Origin of the sequence: Burkholderia sp. KCJ3K979, assembly GCF_016759955.1 — a bacterium.
In the GTDB taxonomy this organism is placed as follows: domain Bacteria; phylum Pseudomonadota; class Gammaproteobacteria; order Burkholderiales; family Burkholderiaceae; genus Burkholderia; species Burkholderia orbicola.
On the sequence record NZ_JACFYV010000108.1, the window covers coordinates 1 to 21,885 of the forward strand.

Consider the following 21,885-nt stretch of genomic DNA (forward strand, 5'->3'; position numbering starts at 1 on the left):
GTGCTGCAGATGGTCGCGAGCCGGCAGCTCGGCCCGACGCATTTCGCGCAGCTCGATTCGATCACCGTGAACCTGCCGCATCCGCAGGCGATGCAGGCGCTGATCCGCCGCGAGAACGGCGTGACCGCGCACTTCACGTCGCCGCCGTTCTCGACGCTCGAATTGCGGCAGCCCGGCATTCATCGCGTGGTGAGCTCGGTCGACGTGCTCGGCCCGATGACGCTCGACGTCGTGTTCGCGCCGAAGCGGCTCGTCGATGCGGAGCCGGCGCTCGCCGTCGCGTTTCTCGGCGCGCTCGACGAAGCGAACCGCGTGATCGCGCAGGACCCGCGTGCGGCGGCGGCGCTCTATGCGGCGTCGTCGGGCGTCGGCGTGTCGCACGACGACGTGATGCGGATGCTCGCCGCGCCCGACACGCGCTTCTCGGTGCTGCCGAACCAGCTGATGGACTACGTCGAATTCCTGTACCTGGCCGGCACGATCAAGGCGAAGCCGCGCGCGTGGCACGAAATGTTCGCGCCGATGCTCGACGACTACCGGTCGGGTTGAGCTACGCCCGTCGCGATCCGGTTCCATTCATCGAAACACCTCGCGCCGGCGCGTTCGTCACGCGCGGTGCCGATTCAACCGATTCACCGATTCAACCGATATGCAATCGATTCACCCAAGGAGCCTGAAGTGAACGCTACCGACACCCTGGACCCCGCGTCCGCCGAAGAACAGCGCATCATGTCGAAGATGGCGCGGCGCCTGCTGCCCATCCTCGTCGTGATGTTCCTGATCGCGTTCATCGACCGGCAGAACGTCGGTTTCGCGAAACTGCAGATGGTGCACAGCCTCGGCATGACGGAAGCCGCGTTCGGGCTCGCGTCGTCGCTGTTCTTCATCGGCTACCTGCTGTTCGAGGTGCCGAGCACGCTCGCGCTGCATCGCTACGGCGCGCGCGTGTGGCTCGCACGGATCATGCTGACGTGGGGGCTCATCACGGTGCTGATGGGCTTCACGACGTCGATGCCCGCGTTCTGTTCGCTGCGCTTCGTGCTCGGCATCGCCGAGGCCGGCTTCTATCCGGGCGTGATCTATTACCTGACGCTGTGGTTTCCGCAGAGCTACCGCGCGAAGGTGCTCGGCATCTTCACGCTCGGCAGCGCGCTCGCGAACATGCTCGGCTCGCTGGTCGGCGGCGTGCTGCTGAGCCTGAACGGCGTGTGGGGGCTGGCGGGCTGGCAGTGGGTGTTCGTCGCGACGGGCATTCCGGCCGTGGTCGTCGCGATCGTCGTGTTCCGCGTGCTGCCCGCATCGTTTCGCGAAGCGCGGTTCCTCGACGAGCGCGAGAAGCAGATCGTCGCGGCCGCGCTGGAGCGCGAGAAGCCGGCGCAGGCCGAGCATGGTCAGCCGTGGAAGGCGCTGCTCGATCCGCGCGTGATGCTGTTCGCGGCGACCTACATGCTGATGTCGACGTCGCTGTACGGCGTCACGTACTGGTTGCCGACGATCGTGAAATCGTTCGGCGTGTCGAGCACGACGAACGGGTTCCTGAGCATGCTGCCGTGGGCGCTCGCAGTGGTGCTGCTGGTGTGGCTGCCGTCGAAGCTGCGCCGTGCGAAGAGCATCCTGCGCACGATCGCGATCGTCGCGGCGCTCGGCGCGCTCGGTTTTCTGCTGAGCCTCGTGCTGCCATCGACGCCGCTGCGCTTCATCGCGCTCGTGCTCGGCGGCGCGTGCATCCCGCTGCTGTATCCGTGCTTCTGGTCGATGCCGCCGCGCTATTTCACCGGCGCGCGGGCGGCCGCGAGCGTCGCGGCGATCAACTCGATCGGCAACCTCGGCGGCTTCTTCAGCCAGAACCTGATGCCGTTCGCGGGCAAGGTGACGGGCACCGCGTTCGGGCCGATGATCGTGCCGATCGTGTGCCTCGCGCTGCTTGGCGTCGGCGCGCTGGTCGCGTGGACGCGCTCGGAGCGGGGGATGGTGGCGGCGCAGGCGTGATGGACGGCCGGGGTTGTGGCCCCGGGATACGTGGATTAGGCCGAACGGCCGACTGCACGCGAAAAAGCGGGTGTGCTACCATGCATTACATATGTAATGCATGGAGTGTGCGATGAAAACCGCGACCATGCCGGCGCTGCGTGTCGATCCGCAATTGCGGGAGGAGGCAGAGTCGGTCCTTGAGGAAAACGAGACGTTGTCTGCGTTCATGGAGTCGGCGCTGCGCGACGGGATCGCGCGTCGCCGTCTGCAACGCGAGTTTGTAACCCGTGGCCTCGCATCGCGCGACGAGGCGCGTCGTACCGGTGAATACGTCGATGCCGCCGACGTGCAGGCCGAACTCGAGGGCATGCTGAAGGCTGCGCGTGCAGCGAAGGCGGCTGATTGATCTATCGGGTTCGATATACACGTGCGGCCCGTGGGGATCTGGTACGGATGTATCGATACTTGCTCGAACGTGATGTGGATGCGGCGGCGCGGGCTGTGGACGCGATCGAACAAGGTGTCGCCATGCTCCGCATGTTTCCGTTCACATGCCGCAAGGTCGATCACGGAAATCCATTTTTGCGCGAGCTGATCATGTCCTTCGGCACGTCGGGCTATGTCCTGCTGTTCGAGATTGAAGCAGCCGAGCAAGTTACGATTTTAGCCGTACGACACCAACGGGAAGATGATTACCACTGATACGTGACGATGCGGTGGTTGTCGTTGCCGCGTTGGTCAGCGATTGATCCGCGAATCCCCGTCCCCGCCATGCGCGACCGCCACAGGCGTCGGCACCCGCGGAATCTCCACCTCGACCGTCGTGCCTTCGCCGAGCGTCGTCGCGATCCGCAGCGTGCCGCCGACCAGATACGCACGCTCGCGTAATCCCACCAGCCCGAACGACGCCGACTTGCGCGGCACCGCGGGATCGAATCCCGCGCCGTCGTCGCGTATCGTCAGCGCGATCGCTTCGCCGCCGCACACGAGTTCGACGTCCGCATGCGACGCGGCCGCGTGCCGGGCGACATTCGCGAGCGCTTCCTGCGCGATGCGGAACACGGCCGTCGCGTACGGCTCGTCGAGTTGCAGCTCCGGTGGCTCGACGCGCAGCGAACAGGCAATCCCGTGACGGTGCCGGAAATCCTCCACGAGCCATTGCATCGCGGCCGCGAAGCCGAGATCGTCGAGCATCAGCGGGCGCAGGTCCGACGCGATGCGGCGGGTCGCGGCCACCGCGCCGCGCGCGAGCGCGTGCATCGCCGCGATCTTGCGTGCCAGCGATGCGTCGTCCTGCGGCACGTGGTCGATCAGCCATTCGAGATCGTTCTTCAGCGTCGCGAGCGTCTGCGCCAGTTCGTCGTGCAGTTCGCGCGCGATGCGGCGCTGCTCCGCTTCGCGTGCGCTGGCGCTGATCGCGGCGATCTCGCGCAGCTCCTCGCGCGAGGCCTGTAGCGCCCGCTCCGCGCGTACGCGCTCCTCGACTTCGCGCCGCAGGTCACGGTTCGACGCGCTCAGTTGCGCGGTGCGCGCGGCGACGCGCTGTTCGAGCCGTTCGTTCGCATCGTTCAACTGCGCGCTTTTCTGCACGACGAGCAGATGCTGGTAGCGCGCGCCGGCCAGCGCGCGCACCGTCTGCGCATGCAGCCGGCCGTTCTCGAACAGCATCGCGAACAGCACGACGCCCGACGCGACGAGACCGTACGCGCGCCCCGCATAGAAGCCGAGATCGAAGCGTCCGTGATTGAGCATCGACGACAGCGCGATGTCGAACAGCCACGCGACGAGCACCGTCATCACCCACAGGTCGAGCACGGAATGGCGGCGCCGCTGCCGCCACATCAGCATCAGCGCGACGAGGTTCAAGCCCCAGACGACCGTGATCGCGTTCGTCATCGTCGAGGTCATCCGGTTGCCGCTCATGATGTGCGGCAGCAGCGCGTGGCCGGCGGTCGCGAGCAGCGCGAGCGCGGCCGTCGCGCCGCCGGCGGCCACGAGGCAGAGGACGACCGGAATCGCCGCACGCCGCTGCGGGGCCGGAGTCGGGCGCCCGCGCGACGTCGCGCGCAGCAGTGCGTACGCGGCGACCGACAACGGAAAGCCGCCATGCCAGAACAGGTACAGCCATGCGGTGGTCTGTTCGCCGGCGCCGAGCAGGCCGGTTGGCGTGAACAGCCCGGGGAAGGTCAGCATGTGCGTGCCGGCCATGAACGCCGTGAACAGGTAGCCGCCCGCCAGCACGAGCAGCGGCTTCTCGCGCAGGATCGCGTACTGGCCGAGCAGCAGGCCGGCCGTCACCATGTCGTTGATCACGATCGCCGACTGGTACACGGGAATGAACGCCCAGCCCGGCGCGAGCGGCATGGCCGCGAACGGCGCGAGCGCGGCGAAGATCACGGCCGATACGAGTACCGTCGCGAGCGCGAGCCGCCGCTCGCGCCGGCCCGGTGGCAGCGACGACATGAACAGACGCGACGTGTCCGGATCGTCTTCGGCCGGCGGTGGCGCGGGCGGGAAGCGGAAGGCGGCCGTCATGCGTCGTCGTCCCCGAGGTCGAGATCGTGGCGCACCGTGTAGCGGACCAGTGCGGCTTCGTGCGGCAGCCCCATTTTCTCGAGGATGCGCGTCTTGTACGTGCTGACCGTCTTCGCGCTCAGCGCGAGTTCGGACGCGATTCGCGTGACGGTCTGACCCGCGACGATGCGGCGCATCACGTCGAACTCGCGCGCCGACAGCCGTTCGTGCGGCAGCGCCTGAGCCGGCGCGCGCAGCGTGTGAGCGAGGCTTTCGGCCGCGGACGGGCTCACGTAGACGCCGCCTGCCGCCACCTTGCCGACGGCTTCGACGAGTTCGGCCGTCGCACTGTCCTTCGTCAGGTAGCCGGTGGCGCCGGCCTTGAACGCGCGTGCCGCGTACTGGGTTTCCGCGTGCATCGTCAGCACCAGCGTGCGCAGCGACGGCGCCTGGCGCTTGACCAGCCGGATCAGCTCGATGCCGGTCGGCGCGGGCATCGACAGGTCAAGCAGCAGCACGTCGGCGGCCGCGCGCTCGGCCAGCGCGAGCGTGCCCGAGCCGTCGCTCGCCTCGCCGACGATCTCGAAACCGCCGGCCCGCTCCAGGATGTGACGCAGTCCGTCCCGCATGACTGCGTGATCGTCAGCCAAAATTACCCTGATCATCTTCCAGCGATCCTCTTCGGGATGACGCCGCGCGTTGCCATCGTTGCTGTCCGGGTGTCGCCGCGGCCGTTCTTCTGATCAATATATGCGCCCGAACCCGAAAACGGTACTCGTTCGCGAAATTTTCGGGAGGGTTGAGTGCGGAATGTGCACTGAAACGAAATAATCGGCAGGAAAGGGTACGGTGTGGCGCGCAGGTGGAACAGGGTATTCCCGGGTACCTTTGCCGCCGCCGCGAGCCGGTGCGGCCACGCCGGAACCGCGCCCCCGAACCGTTCCGATTCGGGACTAAACTGGTGCCCGATGCCACCACTCGAACCAGGAGCCCTGCAATGATCGACCTTGCCGATATCCTGCCGTCCGCACTGCCCGCCGCGGTCGCCTGGGCCGAAGCGGAGGCCGCGCGCGGGCTCGCGCAGGGCGCGCCGCTGACGCCGGCGCAAGCCGACGACGCGCGCACGGTGGGCGTCGCGCAGCCGGACCGGATTCGCGTGATGGCGGTCGACCGCATGCCGTTTCCAGACACGCCGACGCTGGCCGCGATCGCCCGCGACTCCGGGCTGCTGGCGCCCGGGACGATCGGCCTCACGCTCGGTCATGCGGTGTACGTGCTGCGCGGGCACGACACGCGCCGCCTGCTGACCCACGAATTCAGGCATGTCCATCAATACGAGGCTGCCGGCTCGATCGGCGCGTTTCTTGCGCGCTATCTACGGGAGATCGCGACGGTCGGCTATCACGACGCGCCGCTCGAGGCCGACGCGCGGCAGCACGAGTTCGACTGACCCCGCTTGCAGGCCTCCGACGTCGGCGCGAGCGTGCGCATGTTGCGATGAACGTATCCAATGCCCTTGCCGGCCCGGTAGTCGCGCACCGGGCCGCACCGTCCGGGAGGGTGCAATGAGCGACACGATCCATGCGTGGATCGGCGCGATCGGCGCGCATCCGCTGCTCGTGCTGGCGATCGTGTTCGTGGCCGCCTGCGCCGAGGCGATCGCGCTGGTCGGCACGATCGTGCCGGCCGGCGCCGTGATGTTCGCGGCCGGCGCGCTGATCGGCGCGGGCGCGCTCGACGCATGGGCGACGATCGGCGTCGCGGCCGTCGGCGCGGTGATCGGCGACGGGATCAGCTACGAACTCGGCCGGCATTACCGCGGGATGATCCGCAACGCGTGGGGGCGCTTCGGCTATGCGACCGCCTACGCGCGCGGCGAGGAATTCGTGCTGCGTCACGGCATGAAGAGCATCGTGCTCGCGCGCTTTCTCGCGCCGGTGCGGGCGGTCGTGCCGGTCATCGTCGGCTGCGCGACGCTGCCGCGCCGGTCGTTCTATCCAGTCAACGTGATCTCTGCGCTCGTGTGGGCGCCCGTGCACGTCGCGCCCGGCATCCTGTTCGGCGCGTCGGCCGCGCTGGCCGCGGCGATCAGCGTGCGGGTCGCCGCGATCCTGCTGGTCGTGGCCGGGCTGGTCGCGCTCGTGTGGATCGGCGTGCGCGTCGCGCTGCGGCGCGGCTGGCCGTTGTTGCACCGCGCGCTCGTCGAAACCGTGCATGCATGCGCGCGCCGCTGGCCGCGATTCGGCGCGCGGCTGCACGACGGGATCGCGTACTTGCGCGGGCTGCCCGGCGCGGTGCCCGTGCTCGCGCTGCTGTTCATCGGCTGCGTGTGGCTGTTCGCGGGGATCGTGCAGGACGTCGTCGCGAACGATCCGCTGATGCACGCGGACATTGCGCTGTACGCGTTCCTGCAGAACCTGCGCACGCCACCCGGCGACGCCGTGATGAGCGCGCTCGCCGTGCTGCATGGGCACGACACGGGGCTGATCGTCGCGGCCGCGTTTCTCGTGTGGCTGATGATCCATCGCTGCTGGCTGACGGCTGCCTGGTGGCTCGCGACGATCGGTGTCGCCGTTGCGCTCGTGCCGGTGTTCGGCGCGAGCGTGCCCGGCGCGACGCCCGCGAGCCTGCCGCCCGGCGCGCTGCACGTGGCGCTGCCCGATGCCGACGCCGCGTTCGCGATCCTCGCGAGCAGCGGTCTCGGCTGGGCGCTCACGCGCGACCGGCCCGCGCTGTGGCGCATACCGGTCGTGACGGCGGTCGTGCTGTGGATCGTGCTCGGCGGCTTCGCGCGGCTGTACGTCGGCGATACCTGGTTGTCGGGTCTGCTGGGCGGATGGAGTCTCGGGCTCGCGTGGTTCGCGTTGCTCGCAGGCGCCTATGCGTACTGGCGTGTGCGCGAGCACGTGCAGCCGAGAGGCGCGCTCGTCGCGGTCGTCGTCGTGCTCGCGACGGCCGGTGTATGGACAGTTCCCGCGCAGTGGCAGCTCGATCGTGCGGCGCGTCCGCATGTCGGCGACGTGGTCGCGATGACCGTCGACCAGTGGCTGCGCGGCGGGTGGCAGCGCGTGCCGACGCGGCGCACCGAGATCGGCGGCGACCGCGAGGAATATCTGCCGCTGCAATGGAGCGCGACGTCGGACACGCTTGACCGTCATCTCGCGCAGGCCGGCTGGCAGCGCGCGACGCCGTGGACGCCGGCCACCGCGCTGCGCTGGCTGTTGCCGCAGGCGGCCGCCGATACGCTGCCCGTGCTGCCGCGCTACACGCATGGCGAAAGCACACGGCGCGTGTTCGTCCGCGTCGATCCGGCGCACCCGGAAAGCCGCTTCGTGCTGCGGTTGTGGCGCTATCCGTACGTGTTGCAGGATGCGCTCGGCATGCGGCCGTTGTGGTACGGCGCGCTGTATCGCGAGACGCTGCGCCGGCCGGCGCGGCTGATGACGTTCGTGCGCTCGACGACGATCGACGATGCGGCGGCGATCGCACACGCGCTGGCGGTGGAGCCGACGATCGCGCATCGGCCGGCCGGGATGGCGGCCGCGCCGGACGCGATGCTGCTGGTGTGGATGGTTCAGCCGTGAGGGAGCCCGCGCGCTGTGCGCCCGTTACGCGTGCGACGGCTGCGCGGGAACGACGGACAGGCGCAGGCCGACCGTCTTGAGCACCGCGAGCAGGGTTTTCAGCGTCGGGTTGCCGTTCGGGGACAGCGTGCGATACAGCGATTCGCGGCTGATGCCGGCTTCGGCCGCGACGGCGCCGAGCCCGCCATACGCTTCCGCGACCGTGCGCAGCGCGAGCAGGCCGGCCGCACGGTTGTCGGGATCGTCGAGCGATTCCATCGCGACGCGCAAATAGGCGACCGCGAGCTCGCGGTCGGCGCCGAGTTCGGCGACTTCCGCATCGTGGTGCGATACCGCGCCTTTGAGCTTGTTCATGTTTGCCTCCGTTTCCAGTTCGACCAGTGTTCCCTGGCGCGCCTGATGTCGTCGGGTTGACTCGCCTTGTCGCCGCCGGACAGCAGCAGCACCAACGCGCTGCCGTGCCGGCCGAAGTACACGCGGTAGCCGGCGCCGACGTGGACGCGCAGTTCGATCACACCTTCGCCAACCGGCTCGCAATCGCCGAAGTTGCCGGTCTGCACGCGGCGCAGGCGCTCGCGAATCCGCGCCTGCGCGGGCTTGTCACAGACGGCGTTCAGCCATTCGGTGAAAGGCTCGCGACCGTCGTCGCGCTGATAGCGAAGGAGTTCGAACTTGGCGAGCATTGTAACTTATAAGCTACAAAAAGGTAGTGGGAACGAAGCGGTTGGCATCGCAATGGTTTAGAGGCCGACACGCATACGGCGTCTTCATGGTCGGGATATCAGGGCGTGGTGCGGGCTTCCCGGACGACGATCATTCTTTCATCCGGGATGGCGCATGACGATTCGGCCAAATGGCCGGCTGTCGATGGCGTGAGGAGAGGAGACGCACCCCGAGACGGGGAGCGTGAGGGAATGAATGATGGGCGGAAAATCCGCCGGCAGACTGTGTGAATTACTGCTTCGCCGGCGCGGCCGTCGCGATCTTGGGTGGTTGTCGCCCCGGCGGCGTGCCGTTGCAAGCGGACACGACGATCGGACATGCGCCGATCGTCGTACGTCCTCGTTTCATCGTCATGCCGTCGTGGCGACACGTTCCGCCGCAAACCCCGCCAACGTCCGCAACGCGTCCCGCGCCGAGCGCAAGTAAAACGCCTGCAGATGAAACACATGCCAGCGCGCCGCGTGAATCTCCAGCCGGCACGGCACACCGCACGCGTGTGCATGCTCGGCCAGCCGCTGCGCATCGGACAGCAGTACTTCCTGGTCGCCGGCCTGGATCAGCATCGGCGGCAGGCCATGCAGACCGGTGTCGAGCGGCCCGCGCGCCGCGGCGGAGCCCGTGCTGTGATACCAGCGCAGCCCCTGTTCGAGCCAGCCGCGCCGGATCATCGGATCGTCGTGGCGGCGCGAGGCCAGCGTCGCGCCGCCGAGCGTCGAGTCGGTCACGGGCGAGATCAGCAGCAGTGCGGCGGCGGCCGGCTCGCCGCGCTCGCGCAGCGCGATGGCGAGCGCCAGCGCCAGCGCGCCGCCGGCCGAGTCGCCGGCAATCACGATCCGGTGCGGCGCGTAACCCTGCGTGCGCATCGCGTCGTAGGCGGCCAGTGCGTCGTCGAGCGCGGCCGGGCTCGGATGCTCGGGCGCGAGCCGGTAATCGGGCACCCACACCGGCAGGCCCGCGTCGTTCGCGAGGCGCGTCGTCACGCCGCGATGCGTATGCGGTCCGCCGAGACAAAACGCGCCGCCGTGCAGATAGAGGATCGCGCCACCCGTATCGCCGCGTTTCGGCGCGACCACTTCGATCGGCACATGCTGCGCCGACGTGCGGTAGCGCAGCGTGCCGCCGGCACCGGGCATCAGCGGCGACAGCAGCGCGACGACGCGGCGCTGCATGCGCGCGCCGAACGGCGGCCCGATCAGCGGCCGGAACGCGACGCGCAGGAAACCGCGCAACGAAGCGGCCGTGAAGGCTTCGAATCTGCCGGCGGGCGGCGCGACCACCGTGCCGTGCAGCGGCGCAGCCGCCCCGGGCAGCGGCTGCGACAAGCGGTACGCGGACATGCCGGTGAAGCGCGTGATCCACCGGTAGGTCAGCGTGAAGCCCGGCCAGTTCGTGCTGTTGTGCCCCGACGCATCGACGTACCAGCTCTTGCAACTGCTCCAGACCGACCCTGCGAGCCGCTGCTGCACGTGCACGTTGAAACGCCGGTAGCGGCGCGCGTCGACGTCGATCTCGCGCGCGCCGTCGCGACGCATCGCCTGTATGCAGCGCATCACGTGCGCGATCTGGCTCTCGAGCATGTAGACGATCGAGTTGTGACCGAGGTTGGTGTTCGGGCCGTACAGCATGAAGAAGTTCGGAAAGCCGGGCACGGTGAGCCCGAGATACGCCTGCGCGCCTCGTCGCCACGCATCGTTCAGGTCGAGGCCGCCGCGGCCCGTGATGCGCATCGGCGACAGGAATTCCGTTGCCGCGAACCCCGTGCCGTAGACGATCGCATCGACGGGATGATGCACGCCGTCGATGGTCTCGATCCCGTCCTCGGTCACGCGCCGGATCGACTGCGTGACGAGTTCCACATGGTCGCGGCTCATCGCGGCGAGATAGTCGCTCGACAGCAGGATGCGCTTGCAGCCGACCGGATAATCGGGCGTGAGCCGTGCGCGCAACGCGGGGTCCGGCACGTCGCGCGCGAGCAACTTGCGAAACGGCCGGCCGACCGCGACCTTCATCAACCCGTGCAGCCGCGTGAACGCGATCGCACGCGCCTCGTAGCGCAGGTAGATCGATGCGCGATGCAGTTTCATCGCCGCCGGAAGCCGGTGAAACAGCGCCTTTTCCCACGGGCGATACGCGCGGTCGGGGCGCGGCATCACATAGGCCGGCGAGCGCTGGAACACGGTCAGGTGCCGCACGTCGCCGGCGATCGCCGGAACGAACTGGATCGCCGATGCACCGGTGCCGACCACGGCCACCCGTTTGCCGGCGAGTGCGTAATCGCGATCCCAGTGCGCGGAGTGGAACGCACGGCCGCGAAACGTGTCGATGCCCGGCAGGTTCGGCATGGCGGGGCGGCTCAACTGGCCGGTGCCGCTGACGAGCAGCGCGGCGCTCAGCGTCGTGCCGTCGCGCAGCGTGACGTGCCACAGCGCATCGGCTTCGTCGTAGCGCGCGTGTTCGACTTCGGCGCCGAAGCGCAGATAGCGGGCGAGACCGTACTTGCGCGCGCAGTGTTGCAGGTACGCATGAATCTCGGGCTGCGGCGCGAACACGCGCGACCACGCGGGATTGGGTTCGAACGAGAACGAGTACAGGTGCGAAGGCACGTCGCACGCGGCGCCCGGATAGCGGTTGTCGCGCCACACGCCGCCGACGTCGTGCGAGCGTTCGACGATCACGAAATCGCGAATGCCGGCGCGTTGCAGCGCAATCGCCATGCCGATGCCGGCGAAGCCGGCGCCGATGATGATCGCCGCAAGCGGCGTGGTGGAGCCGGCGGAACGGGAAGGATCAGGCGACAGCATGACGGGTTTCCTCGGGCTGGTCGCCGGCGTGTGCGGCGCGGGTTGCAAGGGTAGGGTCACGATCCGTCGTTGTCCTGACGGTTGCGTCGGCATGCGGCATACGCCGCGCATCAGGTCGACGGCCTTCTCGGCGATCATGATCGTCGGCGCGTTGGTGTTGCCGCCGATGAGCGTCGGCATTACCGATGCATCGACGATGCGCAGCCCTTGCAGGCCATGCACACGCAGTTGCGGATCGACGACGGCGAGCGCGTCGCGCCCCATCCGGCAGGTGCCGACCGGATGATAGACGGTGTCGGCGCGCCGTCGCAGCACGTCGCGAATCTCGTCGTCGGTCGTCACGTTCGCGGTGAACAGGTCGCGCGTGGTCCAGCTGGCGAGCGCAGGCGCATCCATCAGGCGACGTGTGAGGCGGAAGCCCGCGACCATGTCGTCGAGATCGCGCGGATCGTCGAAGAACGCGGGATCGATGCGCGGCGCCGCGAGCGGGTCGGCGCTGTTCAGCGTGACCGAGCCGCGGCTGCGCGGCCGCAACAGGCATACGTGGCACGACAGCCCGTGACCGGCATGCAGCTTGCGCGCATGGTCGTCGACGAGCGCGACGACGAAATGCAGCTGGATGTCCGGTGCGGCGAGATCGGCGCGCGTCTTGAGGAAACCGCCGCCTTCCGCGAAGTTCGACGTCAGCATCCCGCGCCGTTCGCGGCGAAAGCGGGCGAATTCGCGCAGCATGCGCAGCCCGCCGCGGACGGACACGCCCATCGTGTCGACGCTGCGCGTGCGGTAGCCGAAGATGAAATCCGGATGATCCTGCAGGTTGCGGCCGACGCCCGGCAGATCGGCTTGTACCGCGATGCCGAACTGCTGGAGTTCGCGGCCCGGGCCGACGCCCGACAGCATCAGCAATTGTGGCGTCTGCAGCGCGCCGGCCGCGAGCACGACTTCGCGCCGCGCGCGCAGCGTGCGGATTTCACCGTGCTGTCGCACCTCGACGCCGGTCGCGCGCGTGCCGTCGAACAGGATGCGTAGCACCTGCGCGTGCGTCTCGACCGTCAGGTTGTCGCGGCGCCCGATGTGCGGCAGCAGGTACGCGCGCGCCGCGCTCCATCGTTCGCCGTGCTTCTGCGTGACCTGGTAGATCCCGATGCCTTCCTGTTGCGCGCCGTTGAAATCGTCGGTGAGCGGCAGGCCGGCCTGTTGCGCGGCTTCCAGATAGCGCGCATGAAACGGGTTGCCGGTGCGCAGGTCGCTGACCCACAGCGGGCCGTCGCGGCCGTGCCAGGCATCGTCGAAGCGCTCGTTGTGCTCGCTCAGGCGGAAGTACGGCAGCACGTCGTCGTACGCCCAGCCTTCGTTGCCGAGCGCGGCCCAGCCGTCGTAGTCGACGCGATGACCGCGGATATAGACCATCGCGTTGATCGCCGACGAACCGCCAAGCGCCCTGCCGCGCGGCTGATAGCCGATGCGCCCGCCGAGCCCCGGCTGCGGCACCGTGTCGAACGCCCAGTTGTTCAGGCGGGTCGGCATCATCGCGACCGCGCCGGTCGGCACGTTGACGACCGCGCTGTCGCCGCGGCCGCCGGCCTCGAGCACGCAGACGGTCACGGCCGGGTCCTCGGTCAACCGGCCCGCGACGACGCAACCGCCCGACCCGCCACCGACCACGATGTAGTCGAAAGTCTTGCTCATGGAATCGTCTCCTCGCTTCGGTAATCGGTGGGTCATGCGACGCGTGTCGGCATGCGGGCGCGGGCGGCGCGCCGGCGGGCGAAGTGGGTGAAGTGGGTGGCGGGATCGGTCGGGCGACTCGGTCGCATGGTGTCTCCTCCTGGGATGATGGCGTCGTTCGGACGACGACTGGATGACGCCGATGGTGCGGGCCGCATGGGAAAACACCAATGCTGGTTGGGGACAATTGTTTTAGTATTTGGGCCAAATCGGCGCTTCGAGGGTTTCTCCGCATGAGCTTCTGGGATTTCACCCGGAGTCCGGCCAGCGCCCGGTTGCTGGTCGATTTCGGCGACGAACGCGGTGTGCCGCATGCCACGCTGCTGGCCGGCACGGGCCTCGCGAGCGCGCAGCTCGACGACCCGAAAGTCGAGGTGACGGCCGCGCAGGAACTGCGGCTGACCGGCAACCTGCTGCGTGCGCTCGGCCGGGCACAGGGCCTCGGGTTCGAGGTCGGCCGGCGTTACCACTTCTCCGCGTACGGCGTGTGGGGCTACGGGCTGATCGCGAGCGCGACCGGGCGCGATGCGCTCGCGCTCGCGATGCGTTTTTTGCCGCTCACGTATGCGTACACCGTCATCACGTACCGCGAGTCGGCTGACACTGGCGTGCTCAGCTTCGGCGCGCCGGAACTCGACGCCGACCTGAGCCGGTTCCTCGTCGAGCGAGACATGACGGCCGCGGCCGTGCTGCTGCACGAAATCGCCAGCGGCGATTTCGCGTTGTCGCTCTTCACGCTGCAGGCCGCGCGTTCGCCGGCGCTCGCGGCGCCGCGCATCGCCGGCATCGAGCCGACGTTCTCGGCGCGGGCGAACAGCCTCGCGTTCGACCGTGCGTTCCTCGACCGGCCGTTGCCGCATGCGAATCCGCTGACGGTGTCGATGTGCGAGCAGATGTGCGGGCAACTCGTCGAAGCACGGCGTGCGCGCGTGGGCACGTCGGAGATGGTGCGCCAATACCTGAACGCGACGCCCGGCAGCGCGCCGTTCTCGCTCGAGGACATGGCGCGCCTGATGAACACGAGCCCGCGCACGCTCAAGCGGCGCTTGCAGGAGGAGGGCACGACGTTTCGCGCGCTGCTCGCGCAGACGCGCGGGGCGATGGCTGAGACGCTGCTCGGCGATGCGCGGCTGTCGCTCGCGGACGTGGCCGAGCGGCTCGGCTTCAGCGATCTGTCCAGTTTCTCGCAGGCGTTCAAGCGCTGGTACGGCGTGCCGCCGGGCGCGTATCGCAGCGCGGCGCGACGAGTCGGCGACCGTCGATGAATCGCGGTACGATCGCTCGCTTGCCCGTCCTGCCTGTCGACATCACACTCACGAGAGACCCTGCATGATCACGATCCGCCCGATGACCGACGACGATTTCGCGCGTTTCTGGCCGACCTACCGCGCCATCGTCGCCGCTCAGGAAACCTATGCATTCGATCCCGAACCGACCCAGGAAGCGGCACGCGCACAGTGGCTCGACGCGCCGCTCTGCACGTGGATCGCCGAAGAAGACGGCGTAGTGCTCGGCTCGTATTTCCTGAAAGCGAACGCGGCCGGGCCCGGCAAGCACGTGAGCAACTGCGGCTACATGGTGAGCGAGGCCGCGCGCGGCCGCGGCGTCGCGCGCCTGATGTGCGAACACTCGCAGCAGGTGGCGCGCGAGCGCGGTTTCCTCGCGATGCAGTTCAATTCGGTGGTCGCGACGAACAAGGTCGCGGTCGCGCTGTGGCAGAAGCTGGGATTCGAGATCGTCGGCCGGCTGCCGCGCGCATACCGTCACGCGCGGCTCGGCTTCGTCGACTGCTTCGTGATGTTCAAGTGGCTCGGCGACGCGGCGGCCGCCGAAGCCTGAGCAACCTGCTCGCTGCGTCAGACGGCGAACGCGCCGTCAAACACGATCCGCTCGTCGAGCGCGAGCGTGCCGCGCGCGAAGATCAGGTCGAGATGGTGGCTGCCGTTTTCGCCGCCGCCGAGCCCGAGATGCAGGCCCGGATGGCGTTCCTCGAACCCCGCGTTGCGGCCGTACAGGCCGCGGATGCCGAGGTTCGTGCCGATGCCGAATTCCTCGATCCGCCGGTGATTCGCGTGCCGGTCGAGATAGGTCGTGAAATCGCGCCGGAAGCCCGCATCGTCGGTGTCGAAATCGACGATCGTGCTGTGCTCGACATGCAGCGTCGCGAGCCGCTCGGCCACCTTGTACTTGATCGCGAACGGCACGGTGCCGAGAAAGGTGCCGCTGAACACGACCGAGCCGTTGAGGTCGGTCACGTGCGTCGCGATCTCGCCGGGCACGACGTCGAGGTTGCCCATGCCGTCCACGCTCGTCCATTTCTGGTCCGGCGCAAGCGAGCCCGTCAGCGTGTTGCCGGCTTCGTCGATGAAGCGGATCTGCGACGCGCGTGCGGCCGCGTCGATCAGCCGGCCATTGCGCGCGGCGATGTCGTCGAGCGATTCGGCGAACGCCTCGTCGAGGTGCGGGCCGTAATCCTTGAATAAAACCGATTTGCTCCAGTGTTCGACGATCGCGGGGCGGATCGCGGCGAGAAAGGGCGGCCCGCTCGGCGACGGCGTCGGCAGGCACGACGAGTCGTACAGCAGCACGAACAGGTCGGCGGCGTCGAGCGCGGCGGCGATGTCGGCGGGCGGGGTGCTTTCGAGGCAGAGGGTGGTCGCGTCGAGCGAATCGGGCAGGGCGGCAAAGGCGCGCAACGCGATGTCGCGGTTGCGGGTGTCATGGCCGACCAGCAATTTTCCCGATTCGCCGCGGGCCAGCTTGTCGCGCAACGCGGGGTGAAAGCCGAGCGCGCGGTGCAGGTTCAGCATGCGTTTCTCCGGAAGCGGCGGAAGGGCCGCGGCCCTTCCGCGAGAACGGGTGGCCCGCTCAGACCGGCCAGAGCGCGGTGCCGAACGGCACCACGGCGTCCTCGACCATCATGTCGACGGCCTCGGGGTGCGTGTCTTCCTGCATCCAGTCAAGCAATTCGATCTGCTGGGTTTCCTGCATGTCAATTCTCCTGTGGTGAACATGAGTGATTCAACATGAAAGCGCGGAAAAAACATGACCGCTCCTCGTTCGATATTTTGTGAATGCCGGACGAGTGGCGTCGATATTAGTCTGACGAATTTTCGAATGCAATGCGTTGCAGTGTTTTTAGCCGTGACGTGCTAAACACGAGGCATTCGCGATCCACATATTGGAAAAACAAAATAAAACGAGCGACAGATCGCGCATCATTTTTTTAGCGGAAGGAATCCGGATCGACGAAATGAATCCGGTTATTTTTAATTTGAATTCAATTGCCCGGATTGCTGCGTTTTATGTCATTCACGAAAACCACAAGCGCGATCGCTTGGTGCTCGAACCGGTCCGCATGATTCCATGCGTCACGCAGTCGATCCACATCCGCACGTCATCCGAGCAACGCCTTTCCGATCGCCTTGGCCGGTTCGGAGCGCAGCACCAGCGAAGTCGTGACCGCGCCGAAGCGCGCAATCGCGTCGATGAGCATTTCGAGCTGGCCCGGCGTCGGCACCAGCACCTTCAGCAGAAAGCAGTCCTCGCCGGTCATGCGGTGGACTTCGATGACATGCGGCATCTCGGCGAACGCGCGCAGCGCCGGTTTGATGTGCTCGTGAGTCGTCTTGAGCCGGATGATGGCCATCATGCCCAAGCCGAGCGCGGCCGGATCGATGCGTGCGCCGTAGCCGGCGATGATGCCGCGTTCTTCGAGCCGCTTGACGCGCTCCGAGGTGGCGGGCTGCGACAGCCCGATGCGCCTGCCGACTTCCGACAGCGGCGTCCGCGCGTTCTCCTGCAGCGCTTCGAGGATCGCAAGATCCAGGCGATCCAGTGCTTCGTCCGGCATGACGGTCCTCCGGTACCGTTGATTCATCGGCATTTTGTCTCAATAACCGATGACTTGCCATTCCATGCGGACCGGCGCGTGGTCACACTCCGGGTTTCAGTTGATGGAGGGCGTGATGGATCAGGCGATCGTGATCGTGCCGGGTATCGGCAATTCGGGACCGGATCATTGGCAGAGTCATTGGGAGACGGCGTTTCCCCGCACCGCGCGCATCGCGCCGGCTTCGTGGGAGGCGCCCGACCTCGCCGACTGGACGGCGGCGCTGGACACGGCTGTCGCGAACGCCGGGGCGCCCCCGCTCGTGATTTGTCATTCGCTGGGCTGTTTGTTGTTCGCACATTGGCGTGCCGGGTCGGCGCGCGCGGTGCGCGGCGCGTTTCTCGTGGCCGTGCCCGACCCGGCAGGGCCGCGTTTTCCGGTTGCCGCCGCCGCGTTCGCGAACCTGCCGGGCGGTCGGTTCGGGCGCGTGCCGGTGCTGGCGATCGCGAGCGCGGACGACCCGTACGATCCGGCGGGGCGAGCGCTCGAATGGGCCACGGAACACGGGGCGACGCCGCTTCTGCTCGGCGCACGCGGCCATCTGAACGCGGCGTCCGGGTTGGGCGGATGGCCCGAAGGGCGCGCGCTGCTTGCGGCGTTTGCAGCCGGACTCGGGCGGTAGTGCGTGCCGGCGCCGGCCGGCATTCCGCGTTTTCCAGCCGTCGCGCGCGTCCCGCCGGGGAGCGGAACCCGGGCGCGACGGCCGGCGGGTTTTTGCCGCCGGCGCGCGCCGGTTTCACGGCTCCAGTATGATCGACCGACGGCGGCGAACGCCCCGGAATCGAACAACGAAGGAGACACCCCGATGCGTGCAGTGCCGCAACCGGAGCGTGCCGGCCGCTCGCGGCCGGACGCCGGCGCAACCGATCCCGGCCGCATGGCCGCGTGGCGGCTCGCGATCTGCCTGTCGCTGGGCAGCGCGATCGCGCTTGGCCTCGCCCGTTTTTCGTATGCGCTGCTGCTGCCGCCGATGAAGGCCGACCTCGGCTGGACGTTCGCGCAGGCCGGCGCGCTGAACACGGCGAACGCGGCCGGTTACCTGATCGGTGCGCTGGCCTTTCCGTTGCTGTCGCGGCACTGGCGCGCGGGCACGCTGCTCGCGGTCGGCTGCGCGCTGACCGCCGTGCTGATGGCTGCGGGCGGGCTCACGTCGGACATGCACGCGCTGCTCGCGCAGCGGCTCGCGACAGGTGTCGGTAGCGCGCTGATCTTCATCAGCGGCGGCGTGCTGGCCGCGCGGCTCGCATCCGCGTCGCCGCGCGACGCAGGGCTGCTGCTCGGCCTCTATTACGGCGGCACCGGATGGGGCATCGTCGCGTCGTCGCTGCTCGTGCCGGCCACGCTCGTGCACCGTGTACACGGCTGGCAGCCGGCATGGTTCGCACTCGCGGTGGCGTGCGTGCTGTTCTCGGCGGTGGCCGTGTCGGCTGCGCGCCGCATCGAGCATGCGCATGCGGCACCGCCCAAGCAGGCCGACGGCGCGAAACCGGCCGCGACCGCGAGCCCCGCCCGCTTCGCACTGGCGCTGGCCGGCTACGGCCTGTTCGGCGTCGGCTATATCGGCTACATGACGTTCATCGTCGCGCTGCTGCGCGGCGCGGGGATGAGCGGCACGGTGGTCGCCGCGTTCTACGTGATGCTCGGCGTCGCGACCGTCGTGTCGGCGCGGTTGTGGTCGGGGCTGCTCGACCGGATGCGCGGCGGCCAGGCGCTCGCCGTGCTCAACGCGCTGCTCGGCGTCGCGACGCTGATGCCCGCGCTGTTCGTGCATCCGGCTGCCGCGTTCGCGTCGGGCTTGCTGTTCGGCGCGACGTTCCTGTCGGCGGTGGCCTCCACGACCGCCTTCGTGCGGCACAACCTGCCGCCCGATGGTTGGGCGAAGGGCATCAGCGCATTCACGACGGTCTTCGCCTTCGGGCAGATCGCGGGGCCGGTCGCGATCGGCTGGGTGTCGGACAGCGCGGGGCTCGCGCGCGGGCTCGTGTATTCGGCGCTGACGCTGTTCGCGGGCGCGGCACTTGCGGCCGGGCAGCGTGCGCTGCGGGCGCCTGCGTAGTCCGCCCGAACGCGCACGCCGCGCCACATGCCGGCATCGTTACCGCACGCACGCGGTGCGCGACACGCGATGAAACGCGCGGCTGAAGTAGATCAGGCTGTCGCCGTCGTCGCGCACGCGAATCGACGTCGCCTCGATGAACATCACCGAATGCGAGCCGACTTCCTTCATCTCGGCGATCGTGCCCTGCAGGCTCGCGAGCGCATCGCGCAGCACCGGCACGTCCTGTTCGCCGCGATCCCACACGGGCAGTTCGAAGCGCTGTTCCATCGGCAGGTCGGTGAGTCCCGCGAAGTGTCGCGCGAGTAACTCGTGCTCGGCCGGCAGCACGTTAATGCAGACCTGACGGTTGCGCTCGAAGGTCGCATGCATCGCGCTCGACCGGTTCAGGCATACGAGCAGCGTCGGCGGCGCGTCGGTGACCGAGCACACGGCGCTCGCGGTGATCCCGCAGCGGCCGTGCGGCCCGGCGGTGGTGATCACGTTGACGGCCGCGCCGAGGTGGGCCATCGCCTGGCGGAAGGCCTTCTGCGCATCGGTCGGTTCGACGCGCGCCGGTCGCTGGATATCGGTCGTGGAAGACATGGGCGCTCCTGATTGGACGAAAGCGGCGAACCGCGCAGCGCTGCAAGGGCAGCGCCGGATCGCCGACGATGACCCAAGCGTACGTCGCGAAAATGCGGCCGACCATTCGCACGATTGGCGATCGGGATGGCGTTCCTGCCGACGCGTCTAAAGGTTCTACCTAGATGCGTGCCGCCGCGTGCGAAAAAAAACCGCGGTTGCGCGTTCGTACGGCACGTGCAGGGGTTTGCAGCGGATTTTCGGCTCGTTATGATGTGCCGCACATCCCCAGCGAACGACGCGCGCGATACGCCAGCCACCGGCGTTGCGCGCGGCGCGTGCGACCCCGATACCGATATTCAGCGAGACACCCGCGATGACGTCACCCGCACCGATCGTATACATCGTCGACGACGACAGCGGCATGCGGACGTCGCTCGCGTGGCTGCTGGAATCGGTCGGCATCGCGTCCGAAGGGTTCGCGAACGCCGCCGACTTTCTCGCGCGTTTCGACGTGAACCTGCCCGCGTGCCTCGTGCTCGACGTGCGGATGCCGGAGAAAAGCGGCTTCGACGTGCAGGCCGAACTGAATGCGCGCGGCGCGACGCTGCCGGTGATCTTCGTCAGCGGGCACGGCGACATTCCGATGTCGGTGCGCGCGCTGCAGAACGGCGCGATCGATTTCGTCGAGAAGCCGTACAACTCGCAGCAGATGCTCGAGCGCGTGCAGCGTGCGCTGCGGCTCGCGCAGCAGCGGCATGCGGTGAGCCAGCGGCACCGCGAGCTGCGCCAGCGGCTCGATGCGCTGACCGCGCGCGAGAAGGAAGTGCTGCGCGGCGTCGTGGACGGCAAGGGCAGCAAGCAGATCGCGTCCGATCTGTCGATCAGCGTGAAGACCGTCGACGTGCATCGCGCGAGCATCAAGGAGAAGCTCGGCGCGACGTCGATCGCCGCGCTGGTGCGCGACGTGATGGTCGTGTGGGGCGACGACGGAGAGTCGTCGCGCTAGCGGTCGGGGCTGCTTGCGGACGGGCTTGCGCAGGCACGCCACGGCACACGAAGCACGTGAAGCAGGCGAGGCACGCGCCACGCGTGCCCTATACGCCACACGTATTGCGCACGGCACCACACGCCCGATGCGTGCCGCCGCTCAACGCATGTACAGTCCGCCATTGATGTCCCAGCACGCACCGTTCGCGAAATGCGCGTCGCCCGACGCGAGCAGCACGGCCGCATCGGCGACGAAACCGGCCGATCCGAGCTTGCCGCCCGGCAGGCTCGCGAGCACCTGACGCAGTTTTTCGGGCGCGACGCTTTCGTACACGATCGGCAGATCGAGCGGGCCCGGCGAGATCGCGTTGACGGTCACGCCCTGCGCGGCGAGATCGCGCGCGAACACCTTGGTCAGCGTCAGCGTGCCGCCTTTCGCGGCCGCATAGTGCGCGCCCGTCGCCGAGCCGCCGTTCTGCCCGGCGAGCGACGCGATGTTGACGATGCGGCCCGCGCCGCGCTGCGCGAAGTACTGGCCGAACACCTGGCAACCGAACAGCACGCTGCGCAGGTTTACGTCGATCACCTGGTCGAACTGCTCGGCCGTGATTTCCATCGCCGGCACGACTTTCGAGGCGCCTGCGTTGTTGACAAGCACGTCGATCGTGCCCCAGCGCGCGACGAGCGCATCGCGCGCCGCTTCGAAATCGCGTTTCGACGTGACGTCGAGCGGCAGCGCGAGCGCGCGTTCGCCGCTCGGGTCGAGGTCGCGCGCATGCGCGTGAATCGCGTCGGCGGCGATGTCGGCCAGCGCGACGCGATAGCCGGCCGCATGGAAGCGTTCGGCGATGACGGCGCCGAGCCCGCGCGCGGCGCCGGTGACGAGGACGACTCGATCTGACATGGTGTGGAATTCCGTGGTTCGCGGGCGCACGCCGGTGGCAGCGGCGCCCGCATCGTGGTTCATGCGGCGAGTGCAGCCTCGAAGTGTGCCGCGATCGCGCAGACCTGTTCGTCCGCGCCCTTGCGTCCGACGATCTGCAAGCCGACCTTCAACGGCGA

At 68.4% G+C, this 21,885-nt stretch carries 20 protein-coding genes and 1 pseudogene; 11 read left to right on the forward strand and 10 right to left on the reverse strand.

Annotated features, from left to right (window positions below; genetic code table 11):
* The 4 genes and pseudogenes from H3O04_RS21530 to H3O04_RS21545 all read left to right on the forward strand — a co-directional run.
* Positions 1-549: pseudogene (locus tag H3O04_RS21530) on the forward strand (ABC transporter substrate-binding protein); the annotation flags it as partial.
* 129 nt (positions 550-678) lie between these two features.
* A complete protein-coding gene (locus tag H3O04_RS21535) occupies positions 679-1,989 on the forward strand; it encodes an MFS transporter (RefSeq protein WP_124677988.1) in 1,311 nt (436 codons plus the stop codon).
* 112 nt (positions 1,990-2,101) lie between these two features.
* The gene (locus H3O04_RS21540; RefSeq protein WP_006482105.1) at positions 2,102-2,377 is read left to right on the forward strand and encodes a YlcI/YnfO family protein; all 276 of its coding nucleotides are present in this window, start codon (positions 2,102-2,104) and stop codon (positions 2,375-2,377) included.
* The gene (locus H3O04_RS21545) at positions 2,374-2,673 is read left to right on the forward strand and encodes a type II toxin-antitoxin system RelE/ParE family toxin (protein ID WP_202588413.1); all 300 of its coding nucleotides are present in this window, start codon (positions 2,374-2,376) and stop codon (positions 2,671-2,673) included. Before H3O04_RS21540 ends, H3O04_RS21545 begins: the two co-directional genes overlap by 4 nt.
* A gap of 36 nt (positions 2,674-2,709) precedes the next feature.
* On the opposite strand, the gene H3O04_RS21550 is transcribed toward H3O04_RS21545, so the two are convergent.
* Together H3O04_RS21550 and H3O04_RS21555 are read right to left on the reverse strand one after the other, a co-directional pair.
* Positions 2,710-4,506, reverse strand: coding sequence for a sensor histidine kinase (locus H3O04_RS21550; RefSeq protein ID WP_202588414.1), 1,797 nt, complete (start codon positions 4,504-4,506; stop codon positions 2,710-2,712).
* The gene (locus tag H3O04_RS21555; RefSeq protein ID WP_011694631.1) at positions 4,503-5,150 is read right to left on the reverse strand and encodes a response regulator; all 648 of its coding nucleotides are present in this window, start codon (positions 5,148-5,150) and stop codon (positions 4,503-4,505) included. Before H3O04_RS21555 ends, H3O04_RS21550 begins: the two co-directional genes overlap by 4 nt.
* A 332-nt stretch (positions 5,151-5,482) precedes the next feature.
* On the opposite strand from H3O04_RS21555, the gene H3O04_RS21560 reads away from it, so the two are divergent.
* Both H3O04_RS21560 and H3O04_RS21565 read left to right on the forward strand, forming a co-directional pair.
* On the forward strand, positions 5,483-5,935 hold the full coding sequence (locus H3O04_RS21560; RefSeq protein ID WP_011694632.1) for a hypothetical protein: 453 nt from the start codon (positions 5,483-5,485) through the stop codon (positions 5,933-5,935).
* 115 nt (positions 5,936-6,050) lie between these two features.
* The gene (locus H3O04_RS21565) at positions 6,051-8,069 is read left to right on the forward strand and encodes a VTT domain-containing protein (RefSeq protein ID WP_202588415.1); all 2,019 of its coding nucleotides are present in this window, start codon (positions 6,051-6,053) and stop codon (positions 8,067-8,069) included.
* 24 nt (positions 8,070-8,093) lie between these two features.
* Here the strand turns inward: H3O04_RS21565 and H3O04_RS21570 are convergent, their stop codons facing one another.
* The 3 genes from H3O04_RS21570 to H3O04_RS36685 all read right to left on the reverse strand — a co-directional run bounded on the left by H3O04_RS21570 (position 8,094) and on the right by H3O04_RS36685 (position 13,282).
* On the reverse strand, positions 8,094-8,423 hold the full coding sequence (locus H3O04_RS21570; RefSeq protein WP_006479699.1) for a helix-turn-helix domain-containing transcriptional regulator: 330 nt from the start codon (positions 8,421-8,423) through the stop codon (positions 8,094-8,096).
* A complete protein-coding gene (locus tag H3O04_RS21575) occupies positions 8,420-8,752 on the reverse strand; it encodes a type II toxin-antitoxin system RelE/ParE family toxin (protein ID WP_202588416.1) in 333 nt (110 codons plus the stop codon). The genes H3O04_RS21570 and H3O04_RS21575 overlap by 4 nt, the downstream gene beginning before the upstream one ends.
* Positions 8,753-9,142: 390 nt before the next feature.
* A complete protein-coding gene (locus H3O04_RS36685) occupies positions 9,143-13,282 on the reverse strand; it encodes a GMC family oxidoreductase N-terminal domain-containing protein (protein WP_337249648.1) in 4,140 nt (1,379 codons plus the stop codon).
* A gap of 272 nt (positions 13,283-13,554) precedes the next feature.
* On the opposite strand from H3O04_RS36685, the gene H3O04_RS21590 reads away from it, so the two are divergent.
* Both H3O04_RS21590 and H3O04_RS21595 read left to right on the forward strand, forming a co-directional pair.
* Complete coding sequence (locus H3O04_RS21590; RefSeq protein WP_202588417.1) at positions 13,555-14,586, forward strand: AraC family transcriptional regulator; 1,032 nt, start codon at positions 13,555-13,557, stop codon at positions 14,584-14,586.
* Between the two features lie 64 nt (positions 14,587-14,650).
* Positions 14,651-15,160, forward strand: a complete 510-nt coding sequence (locus H3O04_RS21595; RefSeq protein ID WP_202588418.1) for a GNAT family N-acetyltransferase — start codon at positions 14,651-14,653, stop codon at positions 15,158-15,160.
* 17 nt (positions 15,161-15,177) lie between these two features.
* Here the strand turns inward: H3O04_RS21595 and H3O04_RS21600 are convergent, their stop codons facing one another.
* The 3 genes from H3O04_RS21600 to H3O04_RS21605 all read right to left on the reverse strand — a co-directional run bounded on the left by H3O04_RS21600 (position 15,178) and on the right by H3O04_RS21605 (position 17,174).
* On the reverse strand, positions 15,178-16,131 hold the full coding sequence (locus H3O04_RS21600; protein ID WP_124621236.1) for a leucyl aminopeptidase: 954 nt from the start codon (positions 16,129-16,131) through the stop codon (positions 15,178-15,180).
* A 58-nt stretch (positions 16,132-16,189) separates the two neighbouring features.
* Entirely contained in the window at positions 16,190-16,312 is a 123-nt protein-coding gene (locus tag H3O04_RS36555) for a hypothetical protein (protein WP_006479692.1), read from the reverse strand.
* Positions 16,313-16,718: 406 nt separating this feature from the next.
* Positions 16,719-17,174 carry an Lrp/AsnC family transcriptional regulator gene (locus tag H3O04_RS21605; RefSeq protein WP_027808620.1) on the reverse strand — a complete coding sequence of 152 codons (456 nt, stop codon included), beginning with the start codon at positions 17,172-17,174 and terminating at the stop codon, positions 16,719-16,721.
* Between the two features lie 115 nt (positions 17,175-17,289).
* On the opposite strand from H3O04_RS21605, the gene H3O04_RS21610 reads away from it, so the two are divergent.
* Together H3O04_RS21610 and H3O04_RS21615 are read left to right on the forward strand one after the other, a co-directional pair.
* The gene (locus H3O04_RS21610) at positions 17,290-17,835 is read left to right on the forward strand and encodes an RBBP9/YdeN family alpha/beta hydrolase (protein WP_202588419.1); all 546 of its coding nucleotides are present in this window, start codon (positions 17,290-17,292) and stop codon (positions 17,833-17,835) included.
* Positions 17,836-18,018: 183 nt separating this feature from the next.
* The gene (locus H3O04_RS21615) at positions 18,019-19,269 is read left to right on the forward strand and encodes a YbfB/YjiJ family MFS transporter (RefSeq protein WP_202588420.1); all 1,251 of its coding nucleotides are present in this window, start codon (positions 18,019-18,021) and stop codon (positions 19,267-19,269) included.
* Between the two features lie 39 nt (positions 19,270-19,308).
* On the opposite strand, the gene hpaC is transcribed toward H3O04_RS21615, so the two are convergent.
* Positions 19,309-19,854 carry a 4-hydroxyphenylacetate 3-monooxygenase, reductase component gene (gene hpaC / locus H3O04_RS21620; protein WP_006479688.1) on the reverse strand — a complete coding sequence of 182 codons (546 nt, stop codon included), beginning with the start codon at positions 19,852-19,854 and terminating at the stop codon, positions 19,309-19,311.
* Positions 19,855-20,209: 355 nt separating this feature from the next.
* On the opposite strand from hpaC, the gene H3O04_RS21625 reads away from it, so the two are divergent.
* Complete coding sequence (locus H3O04_RS21625) at positions 20,210-20,842, forward strand: response regulator transcription factor (RefSeq protein WP_006479687.1); 633 nt, start codon at positions 20,210-20,212, stop codon at positions 20,840-20,842.
* Between the two features lie 141 nt (positions 20,843-20,983).
* On the opposite strand, the gene H3O04_RS21630 is transcribed toward H3O04_RS21625, so the two are convergent.
* A complete protein-coding gene (locus tag H3O04_RS21630) occupies positions 20,984-21,727 on the reverse strand; it encodes an SDR family NAD(P)-dependent oxidoreductase (protein WP_027812267.1) in 744 nt (247 codons plus the stop codon).
* Positions 21,728-21,885: the final 158 nt, after the last annotated feature.